19 protein-coding genes and 1 tRNA gene are annotated in these 18,976 nt (G+C 68.3%); 14 read left to right on the top strand and 6 right to left on the bottom strand.

The window, feature by feature from the left end:
- Positions 1 to 4: 4 nt before the first annotated feature.
- The 3 genes from QSK35_RS23280 to QSK35_RS23270 all read left to right on the top strand — a co-directional run bounded on the left by QSK35_RS23280 (position 5) and on the right by QSK35_RS23270 (position 2,676).
- Entirely contained in the window at positions 5 to 637 is a 633-nt protein-coding gene (locus tag QSK35_RS23280) for a GNAT family N-acetyltransferase (RefSeq protein ID WP_285749571.1), read from the top strand.
- Between the two features lie 80 nt (positions 638 to 717).
- Positions 718 to 2,211 carry a M28 family metallopeptidase gene (locus QSK35_RS23275; RefSeq protein ID WP_285749570.1) on the top strand — a complete coding sequence of 498 codons (1,494 nt, stop codon included), beginning with the start codon at positions 718 to 720 and terminating at the stop codon, positions 2,209 to 2,211.
- Between the two features lie 66 nt (positions 2,212 to 2,277).
- The gene (locus QSK35_RS23270) at positions 2,278 to 2,676 is read left to right on the top strand and encodes a hypothetical protein (protein ID WP_285749569.1); all 399 of its coding nucleotides are present in this window, start codon (positions 2,278 to 2,280) and stop codon (positions 2,674 to 2,676) included.
- 107 nt (positions 2,677 to 2,783) lie between these two features.
- Here the strand turns inward: QSK35_RS23270 and QSK35_RS23265 are convergent.
- Together QSK35_RS23265 and QSK35_RS23260 are read right to left on the bottom strand one after the other, a co-directional pair.
- Positions 2,784 to 2,868: transfer RNA gene (locus tag QSK35_RS23265), tRNA-Ser, on the bottom strand.
- A 13-nt stretch (positions 2,869 to 2,881) separates the two neighbouring features.
- Complete coding sequence (locus tag QSK35_RS23260; RefSeq protein ID WP_285749774.1) at positions 2,882 to 3,313, bottom strand: MarR family winged helix-turn-helix transcriptional regulator; 432 nt, start codon at positions 3,311 to 3,313, stop codon at positions 2,882 to 2,884.
- Positions 3,314 to 3,460: 147 nt separating this feature from the next.
- Between QSK35_RS23260 and QSK35_RS23255 the strand changes: the two genes are divergently transcribed.
- The 4 genes from QSK35_RS23255 to ypfJ all read left to right on the top strand — a co-directional run bounded on the left by QSK35_RS23255 (position 3,461) and on the right by ypfJ (position 8,059).
- Positions 3,461 to 5,191: a bifunctional metallophosphatase/5'-nucleotidase gene (locus QSK35_RS23255; protein WP_285749568.1), complete on the top strand. Its 1,731-nt coding sequence runs from the start codon at positions 3,461 to 3,463 to the stop codon at positions 5,189 to 5,191.
- A 94-nt stretch (positions 5,192 to 5,285) separates the two neighbouring features.
- Positions 5,286 to 5,825, top strand: a complete 540-nt coding sequence (locus tag QSK35_RS23250) for a hypothetical protein (protein ID WP_285749567.1) — start codon at positions 5,286 to 5,288, stop codon at positions 5,823 to 5,825.
- Positions 5,826 to 5,875: 50 nt separating this feature from the next.
- Entirely contained in the window at positions 5,876 to 6,592 is a 717-nt protein-coding gene (locus tag QSK35_RS23245; protein ID WP_285749566.1) for a hypothetical protein, read from the top strand.
- A 570-nt stretch (positions 6,593 to 7,162) separates the two neighbouring features.
- Positions 7,163 to 8,059: a KPN_02809 family neutral zinc metallopeptidase gene (ypfJ, locus tag QSK35_RS23240; protein ID WP_285749565.1), complete on the top strand. Its 897-nt coding sequence runs from the start codon at positions 7,163 to 7,165 to the stop codon at positions 8,057 to 8,059.
- Here the strand turns inward: ypfJ and QSK35_RS23235 are convergent, their stop codons facing one another.
- From QSK35_RS23235 to QSK35_RS23225, 3 genes are read right to left on the bottom strand one after another with little or no spacing between them, the layout of a single operon-like run.
- Complete coding sequence (locus tag QSK35_RS23235; protein ID WP_285749564.1) at positions 8,060 to 8,452, bottom strand: DUF6228 family protein; 393 nt, start codon at positions 8,450 to 8,452, stop codon at positions 8,060 to 8,062.
- 9 nt (positions 8,453 to 8,461) lie between these two features.
- Positions 8,462 to 8,869 (bottom strand): VOC family protein, encoded by a 408-nt coding sequence (locus tag QSK35_RS23230; protein WP_285749563.1) that lies wholly within the window; start codon positions 8,867 to 8,869, stop codon positions 8,462 to 8,464.
- Positions 8,870 to 8,879: 10 nt separating this feature from the next.
- On the bottom strand, positions 8,880 to 9,311 hold the full coding sequence (locus QSK35_RS23225) for a helix-turn-helix transcriptional regulator (protein ID WP_285749562.1): 432 nt from the start codon (positions 9,309 to 9,311) through the stop codon (positions 8,880 to 8,882).
- A 50-nt stretch (positions 9,312 to 9,361) separates the two neighbouring features.
- Here QSK35_RS23225 and QSK35_RS23220 point away from each other — a divergent pair, with 50 nt between their 5' ends.
- The 3 genes from QSK35_RS23220 to QSK35_RS23210 all read left to right on the top strand — a co-directional run bounded on the left by QSK35_RS23220 (position 9,362) and on the right by QSK35_RS23210 (position 14,592).
- A complete protein-coding gene (locus tag QSK35_RS23220) occupies positions 9,362 to 10,495 on the top strand; it encodes a cytochrome P450 (RefSeq protein ID WP_285749561.1) in 1,134 nt (377 codons plus the stop codon).
- A 164-nt stretch (positions 10,496 to 10,659) separates the two neighbouring features.
- Complete coding sequence (locus tag QSK35_RS23215; RefSeq protein WP_285749560.1) at positions 10,660 to 13,728, top strand: hypothetical protein; 3,069 nt, start codon at positions 10,660 to 10,662, stop codon at positions 13,726 to 13,728.
- Positions 13,729 to 13,842: 114 nt separating this feature from the next.
- Complete coding sequence (locus QSK35_RS23210; RefSeq protein WP_285749773.1) at positions 13,843 to 14,592, top strand: sulfite exporter TauE/SafE family protein; 750 nt, start codon at positions 13,843 to 13,845, stop codon at positions 14,590 to 14,592.
- Here the strand turns inward: QSK35_RS23210 and hisC are convergent.
- Complete coding sequence (hisC, locus tag QSK35_RS23205; RefSeq protein WP_285749559.1) at positions 14,582 to 15,649, bottom strand: histidinol-phosphate transaminase; 1,068 nt, start codon at positions 15,647 to 15,649, stop codon at positions 14,582 to 14,584. The two genes, QSK35_RS23210 and hisC, sit on opposite strands and share 11 nt — an antisense overlap.
- Before the next feature lie 75 nt (positions 15,650 to 15,724).
- Between hisC and QSK35_RS23200 the strand changes: the two genes are divergently transcribed.
- The 4 genes from QSK35_RS23200 (at position 15,725) to QSK35_RS23185 (ending at position 18,975) form a co-directional block, all read left to right on the top strand.
- Positions 15,725 to 16,360: a dienelactone hydrolase family protein gene (locus QSK35_RS23200; RefSeq protein WP_285749558.1), complete on the top strand. Its 636-nt coding sequence runs from the start codon at positions 15,725 to 15,727 to the stop codon at positions 16,358 to 16,360.
- Positions 16,361 to 16,472: 112 nt separating this feature from the next.
- Positions 16,473 to 16,958 (top strand): hypothetical protein, encoded by a 486-nt coding sequence (locus QSK35_RS23195; protein WP_285749557.1) that lies wholly within the window; start codon positions 16,473 to 16,475, stop codon positions 16,956 to 16,958.
- Positions 16,958 to 18,217, top strand: coding sequence for a hypothetical protein (locus QSK35_RS23190; RefSeq protein ID WP_285749556.1), 1,260 nt, complete (start codon positions 16,958 to 16,960; stop codon positions 18,215 to 18,217). The genes QSK35_RS23195 and QSK35_RS23190 overlap by 1 nt, the downstream gene beginning before the upstream one ends.
- Entirely contained in the window at positions 18,214 to 18,975 is a 762-nt protein-coding gene (locus tag QSK35_RS23185) for an ESX secretion-associated protein EspG (protein ID WP_285749555.1), read from the top strand. The genes QSK35_RS23190 and QSK35_RS23185 overlap by 4 nt, the downstream gene beginning before the upstream one ends.
- The last annotated feature ends 1 nt before the right edge of the window (position 18,976 follow it).

Genomic DNA, 18,976 nt, shown 5'->3' with positions numbered 1-18,976 from the left:
AGACATGGACACATGGCCCTTGAGACGCCTCGTGCTGCGCACGCCCCGGCTCGAGCTGCGCCCGGACGACGACGCCGGCCTGTACGAGCTGGTCGAGGTGGCGCGCGGGGGAGTCCACCCACCGGACGAGATGCCGTTCGGCACGCCGTGGACCGACGCGCCGCCCGAGCAGCTCGGCATGAACACGATGCAGTTCTTCTGGGCCCGCCGCGCCGAGCTGTCGCCGCGCGACTGGTTCGTCAACTTCCTGATCAGGGTCGACGGCCGCGTCATCGGCATGCAGGAGCTGGCGGCCACCGACTTCGCCTCGCTGCGCGAGGTGCGGTCCGGTTCGTGGCTCGGTAAGCGCTATCAGAAAAACGGATACGGAACAGAGATGCGTGCTGCGATTCTCTTGTTCGCATTCGACCACTTGGGTGCCGAGATAGCGCGTTCGGCCGCGTGGGAGAAGAACGTGGCGTCCAACCGAGTGAGTGAGCGACTCGGTTATGTACCGGACGGATCGTTCCGCGTCGCACCGAGGGGCGAACCGTTGACACATACGCGACTGCGCCTGGACAAGGCCGCGTTCCGGAGGCCGTCGTGGCAGCTGGAGGTCGACGGACTAGCGGACTGTGTTCACCTGCTCACTGGGTGAGAACCCGCCACTCGAAGGATTGTTTTCCCGCGCCCGAATTGTGCAAGGTGCAGCGACTCCGGAACGAAGGGGAATCGTTCATGTCAGCCAGAGCCAAATTCGCGGGTGTCCTTGCGGTGTGCGCACTTGTAGCCGCACCCACCGCGACCGCATCCGCCGCCGAGCCCGAGGGCCCGGCACTGGCCAAGAAGCTCGCCAAAGCCGTCACCACCGACGGCATCAACCGGCACCTGATCGCGTTGCAGCGCATCGCCGATCGCAACAACGGCACGCGCGCGGTGCTGACGCCGGGCTACGACGCGAGTGTCGAGTACGTCGCCGGCAAGCTGCGGGGTGCCGGCTTCGACGTCACGACGCCGACCTTCAAGTTCGATCAGCAGGTCCCGGACGCCGAGACCGCCAAGGTCGGGGGACAGACCTTCGAGGCGATCCCGCTGGAAGAGTCGCCGCAGACGCCGGTCGGCGGCATCACCGGCCCGCTGCGCGTCGTGCCCGAGGACGCCACCACCGGCTGTGAGGCCGCGGACTTCGCCGGCCAGGACTTCAAGGGCACCATCGCCCTGATCCGCCGCGGCGGTTGCACGTTCGACCTGAAGCACCGCAACGCCGCGGCCGCGGGCGCCATCGGCGTGATCATCGGCAACAACGTCGACGGCCCGCTGAAGAACGTCACCCTCGGCCAGCCCGGTGTCCTCCCGACCGGCGGCGTCTCGAAGGCCGACGGCACGACGCTGGGCGGCTTCGCCGGCCAGGCGGTCACCCTCGACCTCCGGTTCCACCTGGAGACCCGCACGGCGCACAACGTCATCGCGGAGACCAAGACGGGCCGCAAGGACAACGTCGTGATGGCGGGTTCGCACCTCGACAGCGTCGAGGCGGGCCCCGGCATCAACGACAACGGCTCCGGCTCGGCCGCCCTGCTCGAGACCGCCCTGAAGCTCGGCGGCAGCCCGAAGGTCAACAACGCGGTCCGCTTCGCGTGGTGGGGCGCCGAGGAGCTCGGCCTGATCGGCTCGACCGAGTACGTGAAGTCGCTGAGCTTCGACGAGCAGCTGAACATCGCCCTGTACCTGAACTTCGACATGATCGCCTCGCCGAACGCCGCGTACTTCATCTACGACGGCGACAACTCCGACAACGTCGGCGCGGGCCCCGGTCCGTACGGCTCCGCGCAGATCGAGAAGGCCTTCGCGGACTACTTCGGCGCGGTCGGCGTGCCCACCGAGGGCACCGACTTCAGCGGTCGGTCCGACTACGGCGAGTTCATCGCGCAGGGCATCCCGGCCGGTGGCCTCTTCACCGGCGCGGAGGGCGTCAAGACCGAGGCGCAGGCCGCCAAGTGGGGCGGGCTCGCCGGTGTCGCGTACGACAAGTGCTACCACTCGAAGTGCGACAACCTGGGCAACCTGGACCGCACGGCCCTCGGCCGCAACGGCAAGGCCGTCGCCTTCGTGACCGCGTCGTACGCCATCAGCACGGAGGCCGTGAACGGCGTGCCGCCGCGTTCGATGCGCGCTTCGGCCCGTGCGTTCAAGGTGGCTTCGGCGCCGCACTCGCACGCCGACGCAGCCTGATCGACCGCTCGGGGTTGTCCACCGCTCGTGGACAACCCCGAGCACGTTCGGCACGTCCTTCAAGTCGTGCGCGCTGTCCGGAACACCGCGGTTGGTGTGGCCGTGCTCGGTCTCGTCGGAGTGCTGTGCTGGTTCTGGATGATCAGGTACCTGATCGGCCCGCTCGAAGAGGTCGCGGTACTGAAGTGCGGTACGTACAAGGAGATCTACGGCGAGGTCGCCGACAAGAGCGGCCACTATTGCCTGCTCAAGGGTGACTACTACGCCGTTCACGCGGTCGGCGTTCCGGCGTCCGACGGGCCGCTCGTCATCACGGCACTGGTCGAACGCGGCAACCACGAGGACATCCGCACGATCTACGCGCCGAGCACCGGAGACTTCGTGATGTTCGCCCTCTCGGCGGGCTTTCTCCTGGGCGGTTTGAACGGACTGCTAACCGTTGTACTCGCGAGCAGGCGCCGATGAAGGGGTCCGGGGGCGGAGCCGCCCGGCTGGGGTGTGGGGGCTTGGCCCCCACAAAACACCTGGAGCAAACGTGGTCCGCGCTTTCCGCGGACACACGTCCCCATTTGCGGAAGCGGAGGGATTTGAACCCCCGGACGGTTGCCCGTCTCCCGCTTTCAAGGCGGGTGCATTCGGCCGCTCTGCCACGCTTCCTTGCAGGTGCAGCCTAGCCGTCGATCGCCCGCAGGTGCGTCATGACCCGGTCGAACACCTTGGCCAGCACTTCCTGCTCCTCCGCCGTCAGCAGGTCGATGATGTGTTTACGCACCCCGTCGAGGTGCGTGGGCGCGGACTCCTTGAGCAGCGCCATCCCCAGCGCGGTCAGCTCGGCGAACACGCCACGCCCGTCCTCGGGGCACTCCCGCCGCAGCACGAGGCCGGCCTTCTCCATGCGCGCGATCTGGTGCGACACCCGGCTCTTGGACGACGCGACGTCGTCGGCGAGCTGGGTCATCCGCATCCGGAGTGACTTCTGCTCGGAGAGCCGGACAAGGATTTCGTAGTCGGCGAGTGACACGCCGTGGCCGTCCTGAAGCTCACGGTGAAGGCGGTCCATGAGCATTGAGGAACCGTTCACATAGGTGCGCCACGCACGCATCTCGCCTTCGTCGAGCCAGCGCGGCTCCTGGTCGCTTCGCGTCACGTCAACAGGCTAATCCCGAACCGTGACGATCGAGCCACTTCTCTGGTGCGACGGAGTTTCGGAAGGCAGACTGCCCGCCGACATTCCATGGTGGGGAGAGACATGTTCAGACGGTATTCCGTCCTGGCGATCACGGCCGCCGCTGCGGCCGCAGTGACCTTGACCGGGCCCGCACAGGCCCAGGGGGTCGACTCGACGCGTGGCCAGGGCACTGTCGACGTTCGCCTGATCGGCATCAACGACCTGCACGGCAACATCGAGCCGCCGAGCGGTTCGTCCGGCCGCGTGATCCTCCCGGACGGCACGACCGTCGACGCCGGTGGCGCCGCGTACAACGCGACGCACATCAAGAAGCTCCAGGGCGAGGTCAGGAACTCGGTGCTCGTCGGCCAGGGCGACCTGATCGGCGCTTCGCCGCTCACGTCGGCGCTGTTCCACGACGAGCCGACCATGGAGATCCTCAACGACTTCGGTCTGCAGACCACCGCGGCGGGCAACCACGAGTTCGACGAGGGCTACCAGGAGCTGCTGCGCATGCAGCGCGGCGGCTGCCACCCGAAGGACGGCTGCCAGTTCCGCGACGAGTACGAGGGCGCGAACTTCCCGATCCTCGGCGCGAACGTGACGCTCGCGAAGAACGGCCGGCCCGCGCTGCCCCCGTTCTGGGTCGAGATCCGCGGTGGTGTCCCCATCGGCTTCATCGGCATGCCGCTCAAGGACGTGCCGATCCTGGTCGACCCGAACGGCATCAAGGAGCTGCAGTTCGGCGACGAGATCGCGGCCGCGAACAAGTACGCGAACCTGCTCGACGCCATCGGCGTGAAGTCGATCGTGCTGCTGGTCCACCAGGGCGACCAGGTCGCCACGAACCAGGGCGGCCCCAACGCGTGCAACGTCGTGCCGGACACCCCCGGCCAGACGCTCAACCCCGGCACGATCATCGCCAAGAAGGTCAGCCCGAAGATCGACGCGGTCTTCAGCGGCCACAGCCACCAGCACTACAACTGCGTGGTCAACGACCCGGCGGGCAACCCGCGCCCGTTCATCGAGGGCCTCGCGTTCGGCCGTGAGCTGTCCGTGGTCGACCTGAAGATCGACCGCCGTACCCGCGACGTCGTCCGCTCGGCGACCAAGGCCGAGAACAAGATCGTCACGCGGGACGTCGCGCCGGACCCGGAGATCCAGGCCGTGATCGACCTGGCCAAGTCCAAGGCGGCTCCGATCGCGAACCGCCGCATCGGCGGGATCACCGCGGACATCGTTCGCGCGCAGAACCCGGCCGGTGAGTCGCCGCTCGGTGACCTGATCGCCGACTCGCAGGTCGCGGCCACCGCGACCAACGGCGCGGTCATCGCGCTGATGAACCCCGGTGGCGTGCGTGCCGACCTGACGTTCGCCAGCTCGCCCGCGGGTGAGGGCAACGGCGTCGTCACCTACGGCGAGGCGTTCACGGTCCAGCCGTTCGGCAACATCCTGCAGACGGTCACGCTGACCGGCGCGCAGCTGAAGAACGTGCTGGAACAGCAGTGGAACGCGAGCCGGACCTTCATCCTGCAGCCGTCGTCCGCGCTGAAGTACGCGTGGTCGCAGGCCGCGCCGATCGGCTCGAAGATCTCGAACATCACCATCAACGGGACGCCCGTCGACCCCGCGGCGAACTACCGCGTGACGATCAACAGCTTCCTGCAGGGCGGTGGTGACGGCTTCTCCGAGTTCACCAAGGGCACGAACGTCACCGGTGGCGGCATCGACCTGGACGGGTTCTCGGCGTACCTGGAGGCGCACCCGAACCAGGCGCCTCCAGTGCTGGACCGCATCACCCGGCTCTCCTGATTGACGCAGTGGGCCACCTCACCCGTACCGCTGGGCGGGTGAGGTGGTCATAAACGGCACCTCAGTTGGGCCGTTTGATCTAAGGTTGGGCCCGATGTCCTGGGTGCGTCGGCTTCTCCTCCTCGCCGGGCTGGTGCTCGGTGGGTGGCTGCTTGGCGCGGCCACCGCGAACGCCGACGTGAAGATCGACATCGAGCTGCCGATCGCGCACGTCACCGTCGAGCTGGACACCACGCCGGACAGCCCGCCTGCCCCGCCCGCCGAGGCGCCGCCCACTCAGCCGCGGACCGAGACTCCTCCACCGTCGTCGCCTGTCGCCGTGCCTGAGGCGCCGAGTGTGCCGCGCACCGTCGTCGAGAGGACTTCCGAACCGCGAGCCGCACTGCCACCCGCGACGCCCGTCACGGAGACGGAGACGCCCGCCCCGAGCACGCCCGCGCCGCAGCACCTTGACCTGCCGATGTCCGGCAACCCGCCGCAGAGCGGGGCCGGCCAGTCGACCAACACCCCGCCCGTGGGCACGCTGACGTTCGCCGTGTCGCGTCCGGCGGCCGTGAGCAGCGTCGTCCGCGACGCCGACCGAGACGTTCCGCTGTCGACCTTCGTCAGAGACCCGTCGTTCTCACCTGACTGATCCGAGGTCCTGCTTTCGGACTACGAGGATCACCACAACCAGGGAGAACCATGAAGAACGTCAACCGGGCGGTCGGTGCCGCCCTCTTCACCGGCAGCCTGCTCATGCTGGGCTCGCCGATGGCGCACGCCGATGACCTGATCACCGTCAACGACGAGATCCGCGTCGGCGACCTCCTCAGCGTGCCGGTCAAGGTCTGCGGCAACGCCGTCAACATCCTCGGCAACAGCGACGCCACCTGCCCGAAGGCGCCCGCCGAGCAGCGCGCGACCGCGGCCCAGCCGCTGATCTCCGCGCCGGTCACGGTGTGCGGCAACTCCGTCGGCGTCCTCGGTGGCGGCAGCGGCAGCTGCGGCGACGCGCCCCAGTCCAACCCCGGCGGTTCGGTCGTGACCGCGCCGGTCACCGTCTGCGGCAACGCGGTCGGCGTCGCGGGCGACACGTCCGGCGACTGCGGCAAGACCGAGGAGCCCCCCGGCGAGGAGCCGCCCGGCCAGGAGCCCCCCGGCCAGAACCCGCCCGGCCAGAACCCGCCGAACAACGGTGGCCCCGGCCAGACCCCGCCCGGATCGCCCGCCGACGAGATCGGCGACCACCTGGGCCTCGGCCGTCCGTCGACGATCGGTTCCCCGGCCGCGCAGGCCTCCGAGCCCGTCAAGCCGCTGCCGAACACCGGTGCCGACGTGCTGCAGCTGATGCTGGCCGCCGTGGCCATGGTCGCCTCGGGCGTCATGGCGCGCCGCGCCGGCCGCCGCCAGCAGGTCTGATCGTCACCCCGCTTGCCCGGAGCGTCTCAATTGGACCCTCCGGGCAAGCGCTTTCCGGTCGCTCTCCGCACACCTGCCTTCACCCCCTCACGAGGGTTCGCACTTCACCAATTCAGGTTCCGGGTGAGGTGTTGAGATCGGGGCTGATCAAGCGCATGCTCGATAACGAGCTGGCAACCGGCAGGTGAATGAACGACCACCCGGTGGCCACGCCCAGAAGGGGTAGGTGGTGCCGTGCAGGTAACTCCTCGCTGTGGCGATACCCGGTCGGCTGCATCCCCGCGATCGGAATGGACGTAACCCGTTCCGGGCGCGAATGTGAGCGGCAAAATCGGAGTCTCGGGTGCCCAGGCGCCATCGGCGTCGCTCGGCGCACTTCGACGCTGTTGAGCTCGACGTCGGTTTTCGTCTCAGGACGTCACCGGTCGAGCGCCACGCCAACTCCGACGACCGTCGTCGTCACTACCAAATGGGAAAGCCTCGGTGCGGTGCCCCGACGTCGGGCCCCGCACCGAGGCGTCTTCATTGCTTTATCGTGTGCCGCAACAGGTCCTTGTGAGGAGGCACGCGGTGCAGTTCGACGAGGGTGCGGATCTTGATGTTTCGCAGGTCTCAGACCTCCGCGGCGTGGGCGGCCGGGTGGCACTCGGCGGCGGTGGCCTCGGCATCGTCGGCCTGATCGTCTACTTCCTGTTCCAGCAGTTCACCGGCGTGCAGCTCCCGTCCGGCGGCCTGCCGCAGATCGGCCAGGGCCAGCAGGTCGAGTCGGGCCAGCTCGCCGAGAAGTGCAAGACGGGCGCGGACGCCAACAAGGACGAGGACTGCCGGGTAGTCGCGATCATCAACTCGATCCAGGGCTTCTGGAAGGACCAGTTCGCCCGCTCCGGCAAGACCTACCAGGTCACCACCACGAACTTCTTCCGCGGCAGCGTGAACACCCGCTGCGGCAACGCCACGTCGGCCGTCGGCCCCTTCTACTGCCCGGCGGACTCCCAGGTGTACATCGACCTGGACTTCTTCCAGGAGCTGCGCACCAAGTTCGGCGCCACCGGCGGCCCCTTCGTCGAGGCCTACGTGCTGGCCCACGAGTACGGCCACCACATCCAGAACCTGCTGGGCACCTCCGACCGCGTCCGCACGCGTTCGGGCCCCACGTCCGACTCGGTCCGCCTGGAACTGCAGGCCGACTGCTACGCCGGCGCGTGGGGCAACGCCGCCACCAAGACGCCCACCGCGAGCGGCAGGCCGTTGATCACGAACATCACCCAGGAAGACGTCAATGCCGCGCTGGACGCCGCGTCCCGCATCGGCGACGACTTCATCCAGAAGGAACTGGGCGGCGGCCGGATCGACACCACCCAGTTCACGCACGGCAGCTCGGCGCAGCGGCAGAAGTGGTTCACCACGGGCCTGCAGACGGGCGACCCGGCGCGCTGCGACACGTTCGGCACGAACAACCTGGGCTGATCAGTCCGGGTGGAGGACATGACGCACGTCGGAAGCCAACGTGCGCATGTCCTCGCCGGCGTCGAGCGTGACCGTCACCGAGGCCGACCACCTACAGTCCGACCACTCCGCGCTCCGCATCGTCCAGGTCAGGTCGACGTGCCCGAGTGACCGGAACACCGCGTCCAGCTGGACATCGCGGTAGGCGGCGTGCCAGGTGCGCGTGTCGTCCCAGCCGGTGAAGTCCTCGGCGAGGCCGGACAGAAATCCGGACAGGTCGCCGAGGTCGACCACGTGCCCCATCGAGGCCAGGACGGTGCCGTGTTCGAATCCGATCTCGACCGAGAACGAGCTCACGTACCCGTCGTACGTGGCGTCGAACAGCCGGATCCACGGCGCCGTCCCGATTTTCACGCCCGAAAGCTATCCCAGCGGCTGCGAGAACCGGATCATATTTCCGCTCGGATCCCGGAACGCGCAGTCGCGCACCCCGTAAGCCTGGTCGATCGGCTCCTGCATCACCTCGGCCCCGGAAGCCCGGATCTCCTCGAACGTCTTGTCGACGTCGTCGGTCGCGAAGATGACCCCGCTCAACGACCCCTTGGCCAGCAGATTGCCCATCACGTCGTGGTCGGGCTCGGGAATGGGCGGCCCGATCTTGAGCAACCCGATCTCGATGTCCGGCTGCGAGGACGGCCCGACGGTCAGCCACCGCATGTGCTCCATGGTGGCGTCGGTGCGAACCTCGAGGCCGAGAGCGTCGCGGTAGAAGGTCAGCGCCGCGTCCTGGTCGTGCACGTAAATGAACGAGTGAGAGAGCTTGAGTTCCATGCCAGGAACCCTAGAAAGCGTTGGACCGCCGCGCTTCTCCGTTCCTGCTCGGTCGGGTCATGCGCTTGGCGAAGCAGCCGGGCACCTGCGAAACCACGTCGTGTGACCGGGCGCGGTAGGCGCTGGGCGTCTCGCCGACGAGCTCGGTGAACCGGGCGCTGAACGAGCCGAGCGACGTACAACCCACCTGCATGCAGACATCGGTCACGGAGAGATCGCCCCGCCGCAGCAACGCCTTCGCGCGCTCGATCCGCCTGGTCATCAGGTACCCGTAGGGCGTCTCGCCGTAGGCCTGCCGGAACTGGCGGGAGAAGTGCGAGGGCGACATGAGGGCCGCGCGCGCCATCGTCGGCACGTCCAGCGGGCGGGCGTACTCGCGGTCCATGAAGTCGCGGGCTCGGCGCAGATGCGCGAGATCCTCCGGCGTCACGGTTCCGAGCATGCCCGAATGGACCTGCCCGCACCACAGCGGCGCAACTAGCGTCGAAAGCCGTGACGTTCCCGTTCGACTCGGTCGGCCTCGAAGAACCGCCCGCGCTGCGCGACCTGCGCGAGCGGGAGGGCATCCGCAAGGTCGCGCTGAAGACCGGGGGCGAGGCGTGGCTGGTCACCCGCTACGCCGACGTCCGTCAGGTGGAGTCCGACCCGCGGTTCAGCCGCGCGGCGGCGACGAAGCCGGGGACGCCGACGGTGTGGCCCGATTTCCAGGTGCAGCAGGGATTGCTCTATCTGGACCCGCCGGACCACAGCCGCGTCCGCAAGGTGATCGCCGCGGTGTTCAGCCCACGCCGGATCGAGCTGCTCGCACCCAAGGTCCAGCAGTTCGTCGACGAGTTGCTCGACGAACTGCGGCCCGGTGACGACTTCTTCGCGAAGTTCGCGTATCCCTTGCCGCTCAAGGTGATCGCCGAAGTGCTCGGCATGCCGCCGACGGACCGGCAGCGCTTCCAGGGCTGGATGAACGTCCTGCTCGACTCCGCGCAGCCGCCGGAGGCGATCGGCCGCGCGTTCGGTGGTGTGTACAGCTATCTCGCGCAGCTCATCGAGACCAAGCAGCCCGGCGACGACGCGCTCACCGCGCTACTCGAATCCGGTGAGCTGCGCGGGCAGGAACTGCTCCACAACGTGCAGAGCCTCATTTTCGCCGGGGCGGACACCACCGCCGGCATGCTCGCCAACGGCCTCATCACCCTGCTCCGCCACCCCGACCAGCTTTCGTTGCTGCGCAAGGAACCCCAGCTGATCAAATCGGCCGTCGAGGAGCTGCTGCGCTTCGTGCCGACGCTCGTGGCGAGCCCCGCCCGAGTGGCCACTGTGGACGTCGAGATCGGCGGCACGGTCATCCCCAAGGGCGACAGCGTGCTGACCATCGAACGCTCGGCGAACCACGACGCGGCGGCGTTCGATTCCCCGGAACGTCTCGACATAACCCGAAACCCCGTGCATCTCGCATTCGGGCACGGCCCCCATTTCTGCATCGGCGCGGCCATCGCCCGCCTTCAGCTCACCACGGCGCTGGGAACCTTGATCAACAAATTCCCAGGCCTCCGGCTCGCGGACGAGCAGCTCGAATGGTTGCCCAACCGCATCCTCTTCACCGTGCGTGAGCTGCGCCTGCGTTGGTGAAATGTTTCCTCGATTCTCTTCCCGGTGTTCGTCCGGTGAGGTAGCTTCCGCTCCGACTGACGGGCGCGTGCGGGGGCGCTGAGGCTCGTCACTGGGGTTTGACTCTTTGGGGGAGACCTTTGTCCGAGAGATCGATTCACCGTGCCCTGCTCAGACTCGGCGCGGTGACCACGGCCGCCGTGCTCGCGTTCGGCGTCGCGCCCGCGTTCGCGCAGGACGACCCGACCAGCACACCGCCGACGCCCGTCGAAACGACGACGCCGACGACGCCCAGTCCGACGGAGCCCACGACCCCGTCACCGAGCGAGCCCACGAGCACGCCGCCGTCGGAGCCGACGAGCACGCCGCCGTCGAGCAGCCCGTCCAGCGAACCCGCGAAGCCGTCCGAGACGCCGCCGTCCGAGCAGCCTGCCGAGCAGAAGTTCGAAGAGCCGAAGCAGGCCGACGAGCCCAAGTCCGATCTGAAGCTCACGGCGACCTTCGACAAGGCCGAGTACGAGCCGGAAACCGACCTCGGCATCACGATCACCGTGAGCAACGTCGGCACCGCGCCCGCGAAGGACATCCGCTTCGCCACCGAGACGTCCAGCATCTGGCTGCGTACGGGCGCCGAGCAGCTCACGTCCAGGCCGACCCTCGGCCCCGGCGAGCAGAAGACGATCAAGCTCACGGCGGCGGCCAGGTGGCCGCGACAGTCCGACGCCGACTTCTACGTGCGCACCTACCTGGATGGCATCGCGGACCCCACGCCAGGTAACAACGAGCAGCGGGCTTGGACGAAGGTCCTGCAAAAGCGCGGCACCGCGTCCGGCGTCCTCTACGTGGACAAGAACGGCAACGGCCAGGTCGACTCGGGTGAGGGACTCGCCAACACGCCGCTCTACGGTGAGGGGCGCTCGTACCTCTACAACCTCTACACCACGACCGATGCGAACGGCCGGTACACATTCAGCGACGCGACACCCGGCAAGTACCTGCTCCGCCTCGGCTACGACACCAAGCAGATCCCCAAGCCCGGTGAGCTCGTCATCGAAGAGGGCAAGAACACCGCACAGGACCTCGCGGTGATCGCGCCGACGATGGACACCCTCAAGCCGGTGATCGAGCTCGACAAGGACCGGTACGGCAAGGACGCCCCGATCTCGATCAAGATCACGCTCAGGAACACGGGCCAGGCGCCGTTGACCGGTGTCGTCGCGCTCTGCACCCAGTGGGCGGACTGGTACCTCGAGGGCGACGGGCCGGGCTGGGCTTCGCTGAACCCGGACGGCCCCGGCGTGTCGATCGCGGCGGGTGAGACCAAGGTCATCACGGTCGCGGACTTCGTTCCCGAAGCCGCTTACAAGGCCGGCGAGCTCGGCGTCGCCTGCAACTTCGGCAACAACGGCCGCAACCCGTATGGCACGGTCGGCGCATCCGACTTCGCCGATGTCGTCGGCGCGTTCGGCACGGTCAAGGGCAAGGTCACCATCCCGCCCGGTGCCGCTGGGGTGACGGTCGTCGCGCTCGACCCGGTCACGCGGAGGCCGATCCCGTACGGCCACACCTCGGAGACCGACGGGAACGGCAACTGGCGGATCTCAGATCTTCGCGAGGGCAAGACCGTCATCATGGCCGTTGGGCCGTGGAAGCACGCGGATGGCAGCGACGGCGTGGTCGTCGACGTCATCGGTGGCGAGGAAGTCACCGCCGACTTCGCCGTCGTGCCGGGCCCGATGATCGAGGACCCGACCTACGGTCGTCCCGACCTGCAGCTCACCGCGAGCTTCGACAAGGCGGCGTACGACATCAACGACCAGATCCAGCTCAAGGTCAGGGTCACGAACATCGGCAAGGGCTGGCCCGGGTATCCCGGCTACGTGTACGTCGACTCCCATGAGAACGGGCTGGAGTTCGACGACACGCAGCTGGCACCGCTGCGCGACTGGCAAAAGGGCGGGCTGTGGCCGGGTGAGAGCCGTGAGGTCACGCTGATCGGCACTGTGCGTCCCTACTCGTCCAAGGACTCGGTGCGGTTCCAGGCCCGCTTCAGTCTCGGGGACACGAACCCCGCCAATGATTCGGTCGACGTCAGTGCACCGGTCACATACGGCATCGGCGACGCCGCGATCACCGTCTATGGCGATGCCAACGAGAACGGTCAGCTCGACGCGGGTGAGGCACTGGCCGACCGCAAGTTCCACGGCTACGGCGGTCGTCCGAACCGTTCGGTCGACGGCGTCACCGATGCGGCGGGCAGGATCGTGTTCAAGGGCCTGCCGGCGGGCAAGTACGACATCTACCCGGACATGGGGCCGGACGACGACTGGGTCCTCGAGAGCAGCCGGTACCCGTTCGTCATCGTGAGCAACGGTGTGGAAACGCCGCTGCAGGTGCGGATGGTCCGCCCGCTGAAGGAGAAGGTCGAGGCGAGCATCGTCTTCGACAAGCCTTCGTACGAGGCTGAGGAAGACGTGACGATCAAGGTCACCGTGCGGAACAACAGCGACAAGCCGTTGCAGATCAAGGCGGCGTGTGGCCTCGGTGACCCGCCCAGCTACTTCTTCTTCAACAACAACCCGTTGTGGGGCGACTGGATCTACAACGGGTCCGGCTACCTGGTCGAGCCGCACCACGCGGTGACCAAGCACATCCGGCAGCCGATGCCCGCGAACGCGGCCGACCACGGGCTCGTCGGGGTCGGCTGCGCATTCGGTCCCGATCCGGAGGCGAATGGCAGCCCCACCGCCACCGCCATCGCGAAGGTGCCCGGCGCGACGTGGACGACGAACGGCAGCATCCTGATGAACACCGACACCGGCACCAAGGTGATCACCGGCACGAAGCTCGTCCTGCTCGACCCGGCCACGAAGAAGCCGGTGGCGCGGGTGATCTCCGACGCGGCGGGCAAGTTCACCTTCCCGGACCTGCCGGTCGGCAACTACACGCCGGTCGTCGTCGGCCCCTGGAAGGTCGTGAGCTACCGCCAGGGACCGCTGTTCCCCGTGGTCCGGGGCAACGAGTACCCGGTGGACGTCCACGTCGAGCCCGGTCCCGTGGTCGCCGACCCGGACGACGCCGACTCCGGCGTGCTGCTCCCGCCGAACGCGGGCGCTCCGGCGCCGGGTGCGGACGGCGGCGCGAAGGAGGCACTCGCCCAGACCGGCGCCAGTGTGCTTGGGCTGCTCCTCCTCGGCGGACTGCTGGTGGCGTTCGGATTCGGTGCTACGGCAGCGACCCGGCGCAAGGTCTAATCGAATAGCGAAAAGGGAGCGGTACTCACGAGTGAGTGCCGCTCCCTTTTTGTGTTGTGCGCACCACACCGCGTGGTCCGCAATGGAGTGTTAGCGTTGCTAACCATCATGGAGCTGACACTGCTGGAAGCCCTTGCGGTGGTCATCGCCGGCGTGTTCGCCGGCGGTATCAACACGGTGGTCGGCTCCGGCACCCTCGTCACTTTCCCCGTGTTGCTCGCGGTCGGTTATCCCCCTGTCGTCGCGAACGTGTCGAACAGCCTCGGCCTCGTGCCCGGCTCGCTCAGCGGCGCGTGGGGTTACCGCGAGGAGCTCAAAGGCCAGAAACAGCGGATCGCCCGGCTGCTGCCCGCGTCGATTCTCGGCGGCATCGTCGGCGCGATCCTGCTGGTCACGCTGCCGGAGAAGGCGTTCACCGGGATCGTGCCGGTGCTGATCGTGATCGCGCTGGTCCTCGTGGTGCTGCAGCCGTGGCTCAACAAGAAGCTCGCCGAGCGCCACAACGAGGAGCACGGCGGCGTCGCGTTGTGGATCGGCGTGTTCCTCGCCGGCATCTACGGCGGCTACTTCGGTGCGGCGCAGGGCGTGCTGGTCATGGGGCTCATGGGCGTGTTGATGAACGAGCACCTGCAGCGGATGAACGCGCTGAAGAACCTGCTCACGGCGTTCGTGAACCTCGTCGCGGGCGTCCTGTTCATCTTCATCGCGCACGTGTCGTGGGTCGCCGTGCTGCTGCTCGCCGTCGGCTCGACCGTCGGTGGCCAGATCGGCGCCAAGATCGGCCGCAGACTCCCACCGGTCGCGCTGCGCGCGGTCATCGTCGTGGTGGGAGTCGCGGCGATCGTTCAGCTGCTCATGAAGTGAAGCTGCGCGCGGCGGCCAGGAAGGCGTCGTTCTCCTCCGGCTCACCGATCGTCACGCGGCAGCCCTCACCGAGGAACGCGCGCACGACGACCTTGTGCGACAGGCAGTGTTCGTTGAACGCCGCGGTGCGCTCGCCCAGCGGCAGCCACACGAAGTTCGCCTGCGTCGGCGGCACCTCGAAGCCCGCCTTCAGCAGCTCGTCGCGCACGCGGACGCGTTCGGCCATGATCGCGCGGCAGCGGACCATCAGCTCGTCCTCTGCGTCCAGCGACGCCAGCGCCGCGACCTGGGCCAGCGCGTTCACGCTGAACGGCACGAAGACCTTGCGCAGCGCCTCGGCGACCGCGGGCGGCGCGACCGCGTAACCCACGCGCAGGCCGGCGAGGCCGTACGCCTTGGAGAACGTGCGCAGCACGGCGACGTTGTCCCGGCCGCGCGCCCACTGCTGTTTCGCCAGCTCGACGCCGTCGGGCACGCTCGGGTCGTCGACGAACTCCTTGTACGCCTCGTCGAGGACGACCAGGACGTCCGACGGCACCTTCTCGATGAACGCCTCGATCTCGGCCGCGGTCACCGCCGTGCCGGTCGGGTTGTTCGGGTTGCACACGAAGACCATGCGGGTCTTGGGCGTGATCGCCGCGGCCATGGCGTCCAGGTCGTGCACGTGCTCCGGTGTGAGCGGAACCCGCGTCTGACCCGCGCCCGCGACGTGCGTGACGATCGGGTACGCCTCGAACGAGCGCCACGCGAACACGACGTCATCGGCCTCGGTGCAGGTCGCCTGCACCAGCTGCTGGCACAGCGACACCGAGCCGCAGCCGACGGCCAGGTTCTCCGCCGCGACGCCGAGCTTGTCCGATAGGCGGTTCACCAGCTCCACACAACCGCTGTCCGGGTACCGGTTGATCGCCGTCGCCGCGTCCGCGATCGCCTTCACGACGCTCGGCAGCGGGCCTGCCGACACCTCGTTACTGGCGAGTTTGATCGCACCGGGGATGCTCCTGCCCGGTACGTAGGCGGGCAAAGTGGCCAGGTCTGCGCGGGTTCGGACGGTCATGCCCCGGATCCTCGCATTGCTCCGTCCGATTGGTCACGTTGACTTTTGTTCACGCGACCGTGGAAGGGTGGGCGCATGACCCGTATCGAGACTCTCTCGCTGACCGACGGCCGCAAGCTGCGCATGACGGTCGCCGAACCCGAGAACGCCGTCCGCGGCGGCCTCGTGGTGCTGCACGAGGCGCGTGGCATCACGACGGGCGTCCGCAGCCTGGTGAAAAGTCTCGCCGAGGAGGGGTGGCTCGTCGTGGCGCCGCACCTGTACGAGGCGGACCTCGTCCGCGGCGACGAGGTGCACGATCAGGTGAGCAGGCTTTCGGGTGACGCCGTCCTCGAGGACACCGACGTCGCGTTCGTGTGGCTGGGGCAGCAGGGGGTGAGCCCGGACCGGATGGGCGTCGTCGGATTCGATCTTGGCGGCACGGTCGCGATGGTCGTGGCGGCGAGCCGAACCGTCGGGGCGGCGGTGACCGTACAAGGTCCCGGGATCCTCGAACCGCTGTCCGACGGGCTGCCCGCGCTGGTCGATGTGGCCGGCGAGCTGTCGTGTCCGTGGCTCGGGATCTACAGCGACGACGACTCCGAGGCGGTCGAGAAGCTGCGCGACGCGGTGATCGCCGGAGAAAGTGCGTCCGATGTGGTCCGTTTCGACAAGACGAGCGACGAAGCCTGGCAGCGTGCGCTTAACTGGTTCGACGCACACCTCCGTTAAGGGTCTTTACGGCGGATTGGAACCGAACAGTCACCCAGGTACATCTAATGGGTGCTGCTGAGGTAACGCTTGGTGCGGCTGCGGCGAGAGTGCAGTGCAGGGGGTAAGAGGGATGGCTGAAGGTACGGAGATTCCGGGCTCCACACCGGCTGTGACACCGGCGACGGTGACCAGTCCGACCAGTCCTACGGCGACGACGCAGTCGCTCAAGGTCATGAGCGCTGACGTCTACACGGCGAACCAGGCCGTGGGCGCCATGGACTCCGCGGTCGGCAAGGGCAAGGTCACGCTCGACGAGGACGCCGCGGAAAAACTGATCAAGGCGCTCGATGACGCACAGGAGCAGGTGCGCAAGGCGCTCTTCGACAACCACGGGAAGATCGCGACCGAGCTGAAGTTCGGCAACAACCCGGTGGCGGACGCGATCAGCACCAAGTTCCGCGAGATCGCGGTCGGCGACGAGACGTCGGCGACCCTGGTGCTGGAGGAGCTGATCCAGATCCTCGGTGACGTGCGGGACACCGTGAAGGACGCGGTCGACAAGACCCGCGGTACCGACGAGGACACGGCCCATGCGATCACGAAGGGGGCGAGCTGATGACCAACCCTCAGCACGGTAACCAGACGTCGCAGAGCCACGACCACGACGAGCACCCCAGCGATCTGCACGAGCCGGTCAACTGGATGACGTACAGCCACGTCGACCTGTACAACATGCTGACCAAGGACGTGGACCTCGCCAGCGCCCAGAACGTCCGGGACGGCTGGACGTCCATCGGCACCGTGCTCCACGAGGTGCAGGGGCTCCTCGAAACGGCGATCAAGTCCTCCGACGCCGGCTGGCAGGGCGACGCGGCGGAGAAGGCCCGCGAGGGCCTCGGCCACGTGTCCAAGTGGACCGGGGACGCGGCGCACTACACCACCACGGTGAGCGCGTTGATCGACACCGAGATCAAGAACGTCTCGGACGCGATCCACGCGATGCCGCCTCCTCCGCAGCCCACGCCACCGCCGGTTCCGGTGCCGCCCCAGCCCACGCAGGTGATCTCCGGCTACTCGATGATGGGCATGAACGTGCCCGGCGTCAGCGCCGAGCAGATGTTCGGACCCGCGGCGGCGCAGCAGATCTTGGCCGCCCAGCAGGCGAACCAGTTCGCGGGCGCGGCGCAGATCGGCGCGTCGTCCGTCGACATGGTGACCGCCGCCGACTCCGCGCACCGTCAGGCCGCGGACGTGATGGCCGCGTTCCAGCGCAACTCGGCCACGGTCGACCAGACCGTGCCGCAGCTCGCGCCGCCCACGAACCCCGTCGCGCCTCCGCCGGGAGGTGGCCAGGTCGGGACGATGAAGCACCCGACGGGTGGTCCGGCGGACGGTTCCGGCGCCGGTGCGGGCGGTCCGGTGGTGACCGGGCCCGCGGGTGGTCCGACCGACACGCGCACGTCGTCGTCGCGCGGTGGTGGCTATGGCTACGGCCGCATGCCGATGACCGGCGGCGGTGGTGGCGGTGGCAACTTCGGCCGCACGTTCATGCCTCCGGCAGCCGCGGCGTCCGGCGCCGCGGGCGGTATCGGTGCCGGTGGCGGCGGTCTGGGCGGCGCTGGTTCGGCTGCGGCGTCCGAGTCGTCCCGTAGTGGCGGCATCGGCGGTGCCGCGGCAGCGCAGAACGTGAACCAGACCAAGGCGTTCCAGAACCCGCTGCAGATGGGCGCGGCGCCGATGGCCGGCGCTCCGGCGGGCGCGGCCGGCCGCGGTGGCGAGGACGAGCGTGAGTACAAGCACGCCGCGTACCTCGAAGAGGACGACAACGTGTTCGGGCTCGACCGCAAGGCCGCTCCGCCGGTGATCGGTCAATGAACGACACCGAAAGAGGATTCAAGCTCAGCTCGCGCGAGTTCTTCCTGCTCTGGCAGGCGGTCCACGGCGAGGAGCGCGAGGTGCCGCTCGGGACGCCGCACGTCGGCCGTACCCGAGCGGCCCGCCAGCGCCTGACCGAGGAGACGTCGAACGAGCTGTACCGGCGTGGCCTCGGCACGATCGGCCGGCCGGATCCGGACCTGCGTGCGCTGGTCAGCGGGCTCGCCGAGTTCGAACGCGCGCTGGAGGTCGTGTACTTCAAGGGCACCGAGATGGCCCGCGCGCTCGCGACCGCGGGCTGGAGCGGCACGTTCGCGGCCCGAGTCGGTGACGACGTGCACCTGCGGTCGTTCCGCTCGACCGCGCTGGCGTCGTCGACCGTGGCCGCGCTCCCGGCGTTGCGGCCGGGCAACGGCCGGGCGGTGAACATCCGCTGGGACGACTACGTCCGCGCCGGTGAAGCGGGCGAACGCGACGGCGAGTCGGGCTTCATGGAGGTCCTGCGCCACGCGGGCATCCGCGAGCCCGAGGCCTACACGCTGCTGCGCGCCGTCACGTCCCGCATCGGCGGCGGCCAGCTCGCGCTGACCGCCCGCAACCGCGACGGCATCCCGCGGCCGACCGGCCGCTCGGTGTCCTGGTTGGACACTCGCGAGGGCCGTTACCTCGTTCGGCAGAAGGACGGTTGGCTCGTTCTGGCGCCGACCGATCAGGCACGACTGACGGGCGCGGTGGACGAGCTGTTGTCCACCAACTAGA

It is taken from the genome of Lentzea sp. NBRC 105346, from assembly GCF_030269605.1.
Classification (GTDB): Bacteria; Actinomycetota; Actinomycetes; order Mycobacteriales; family Pseudonocardiaceae; genus Lentzea.
The sequence above is the reverse complement of the archived record's forward strand: the minus strand, read 5'-3'. Positions and strand labels throughout refer to the sequence as shown.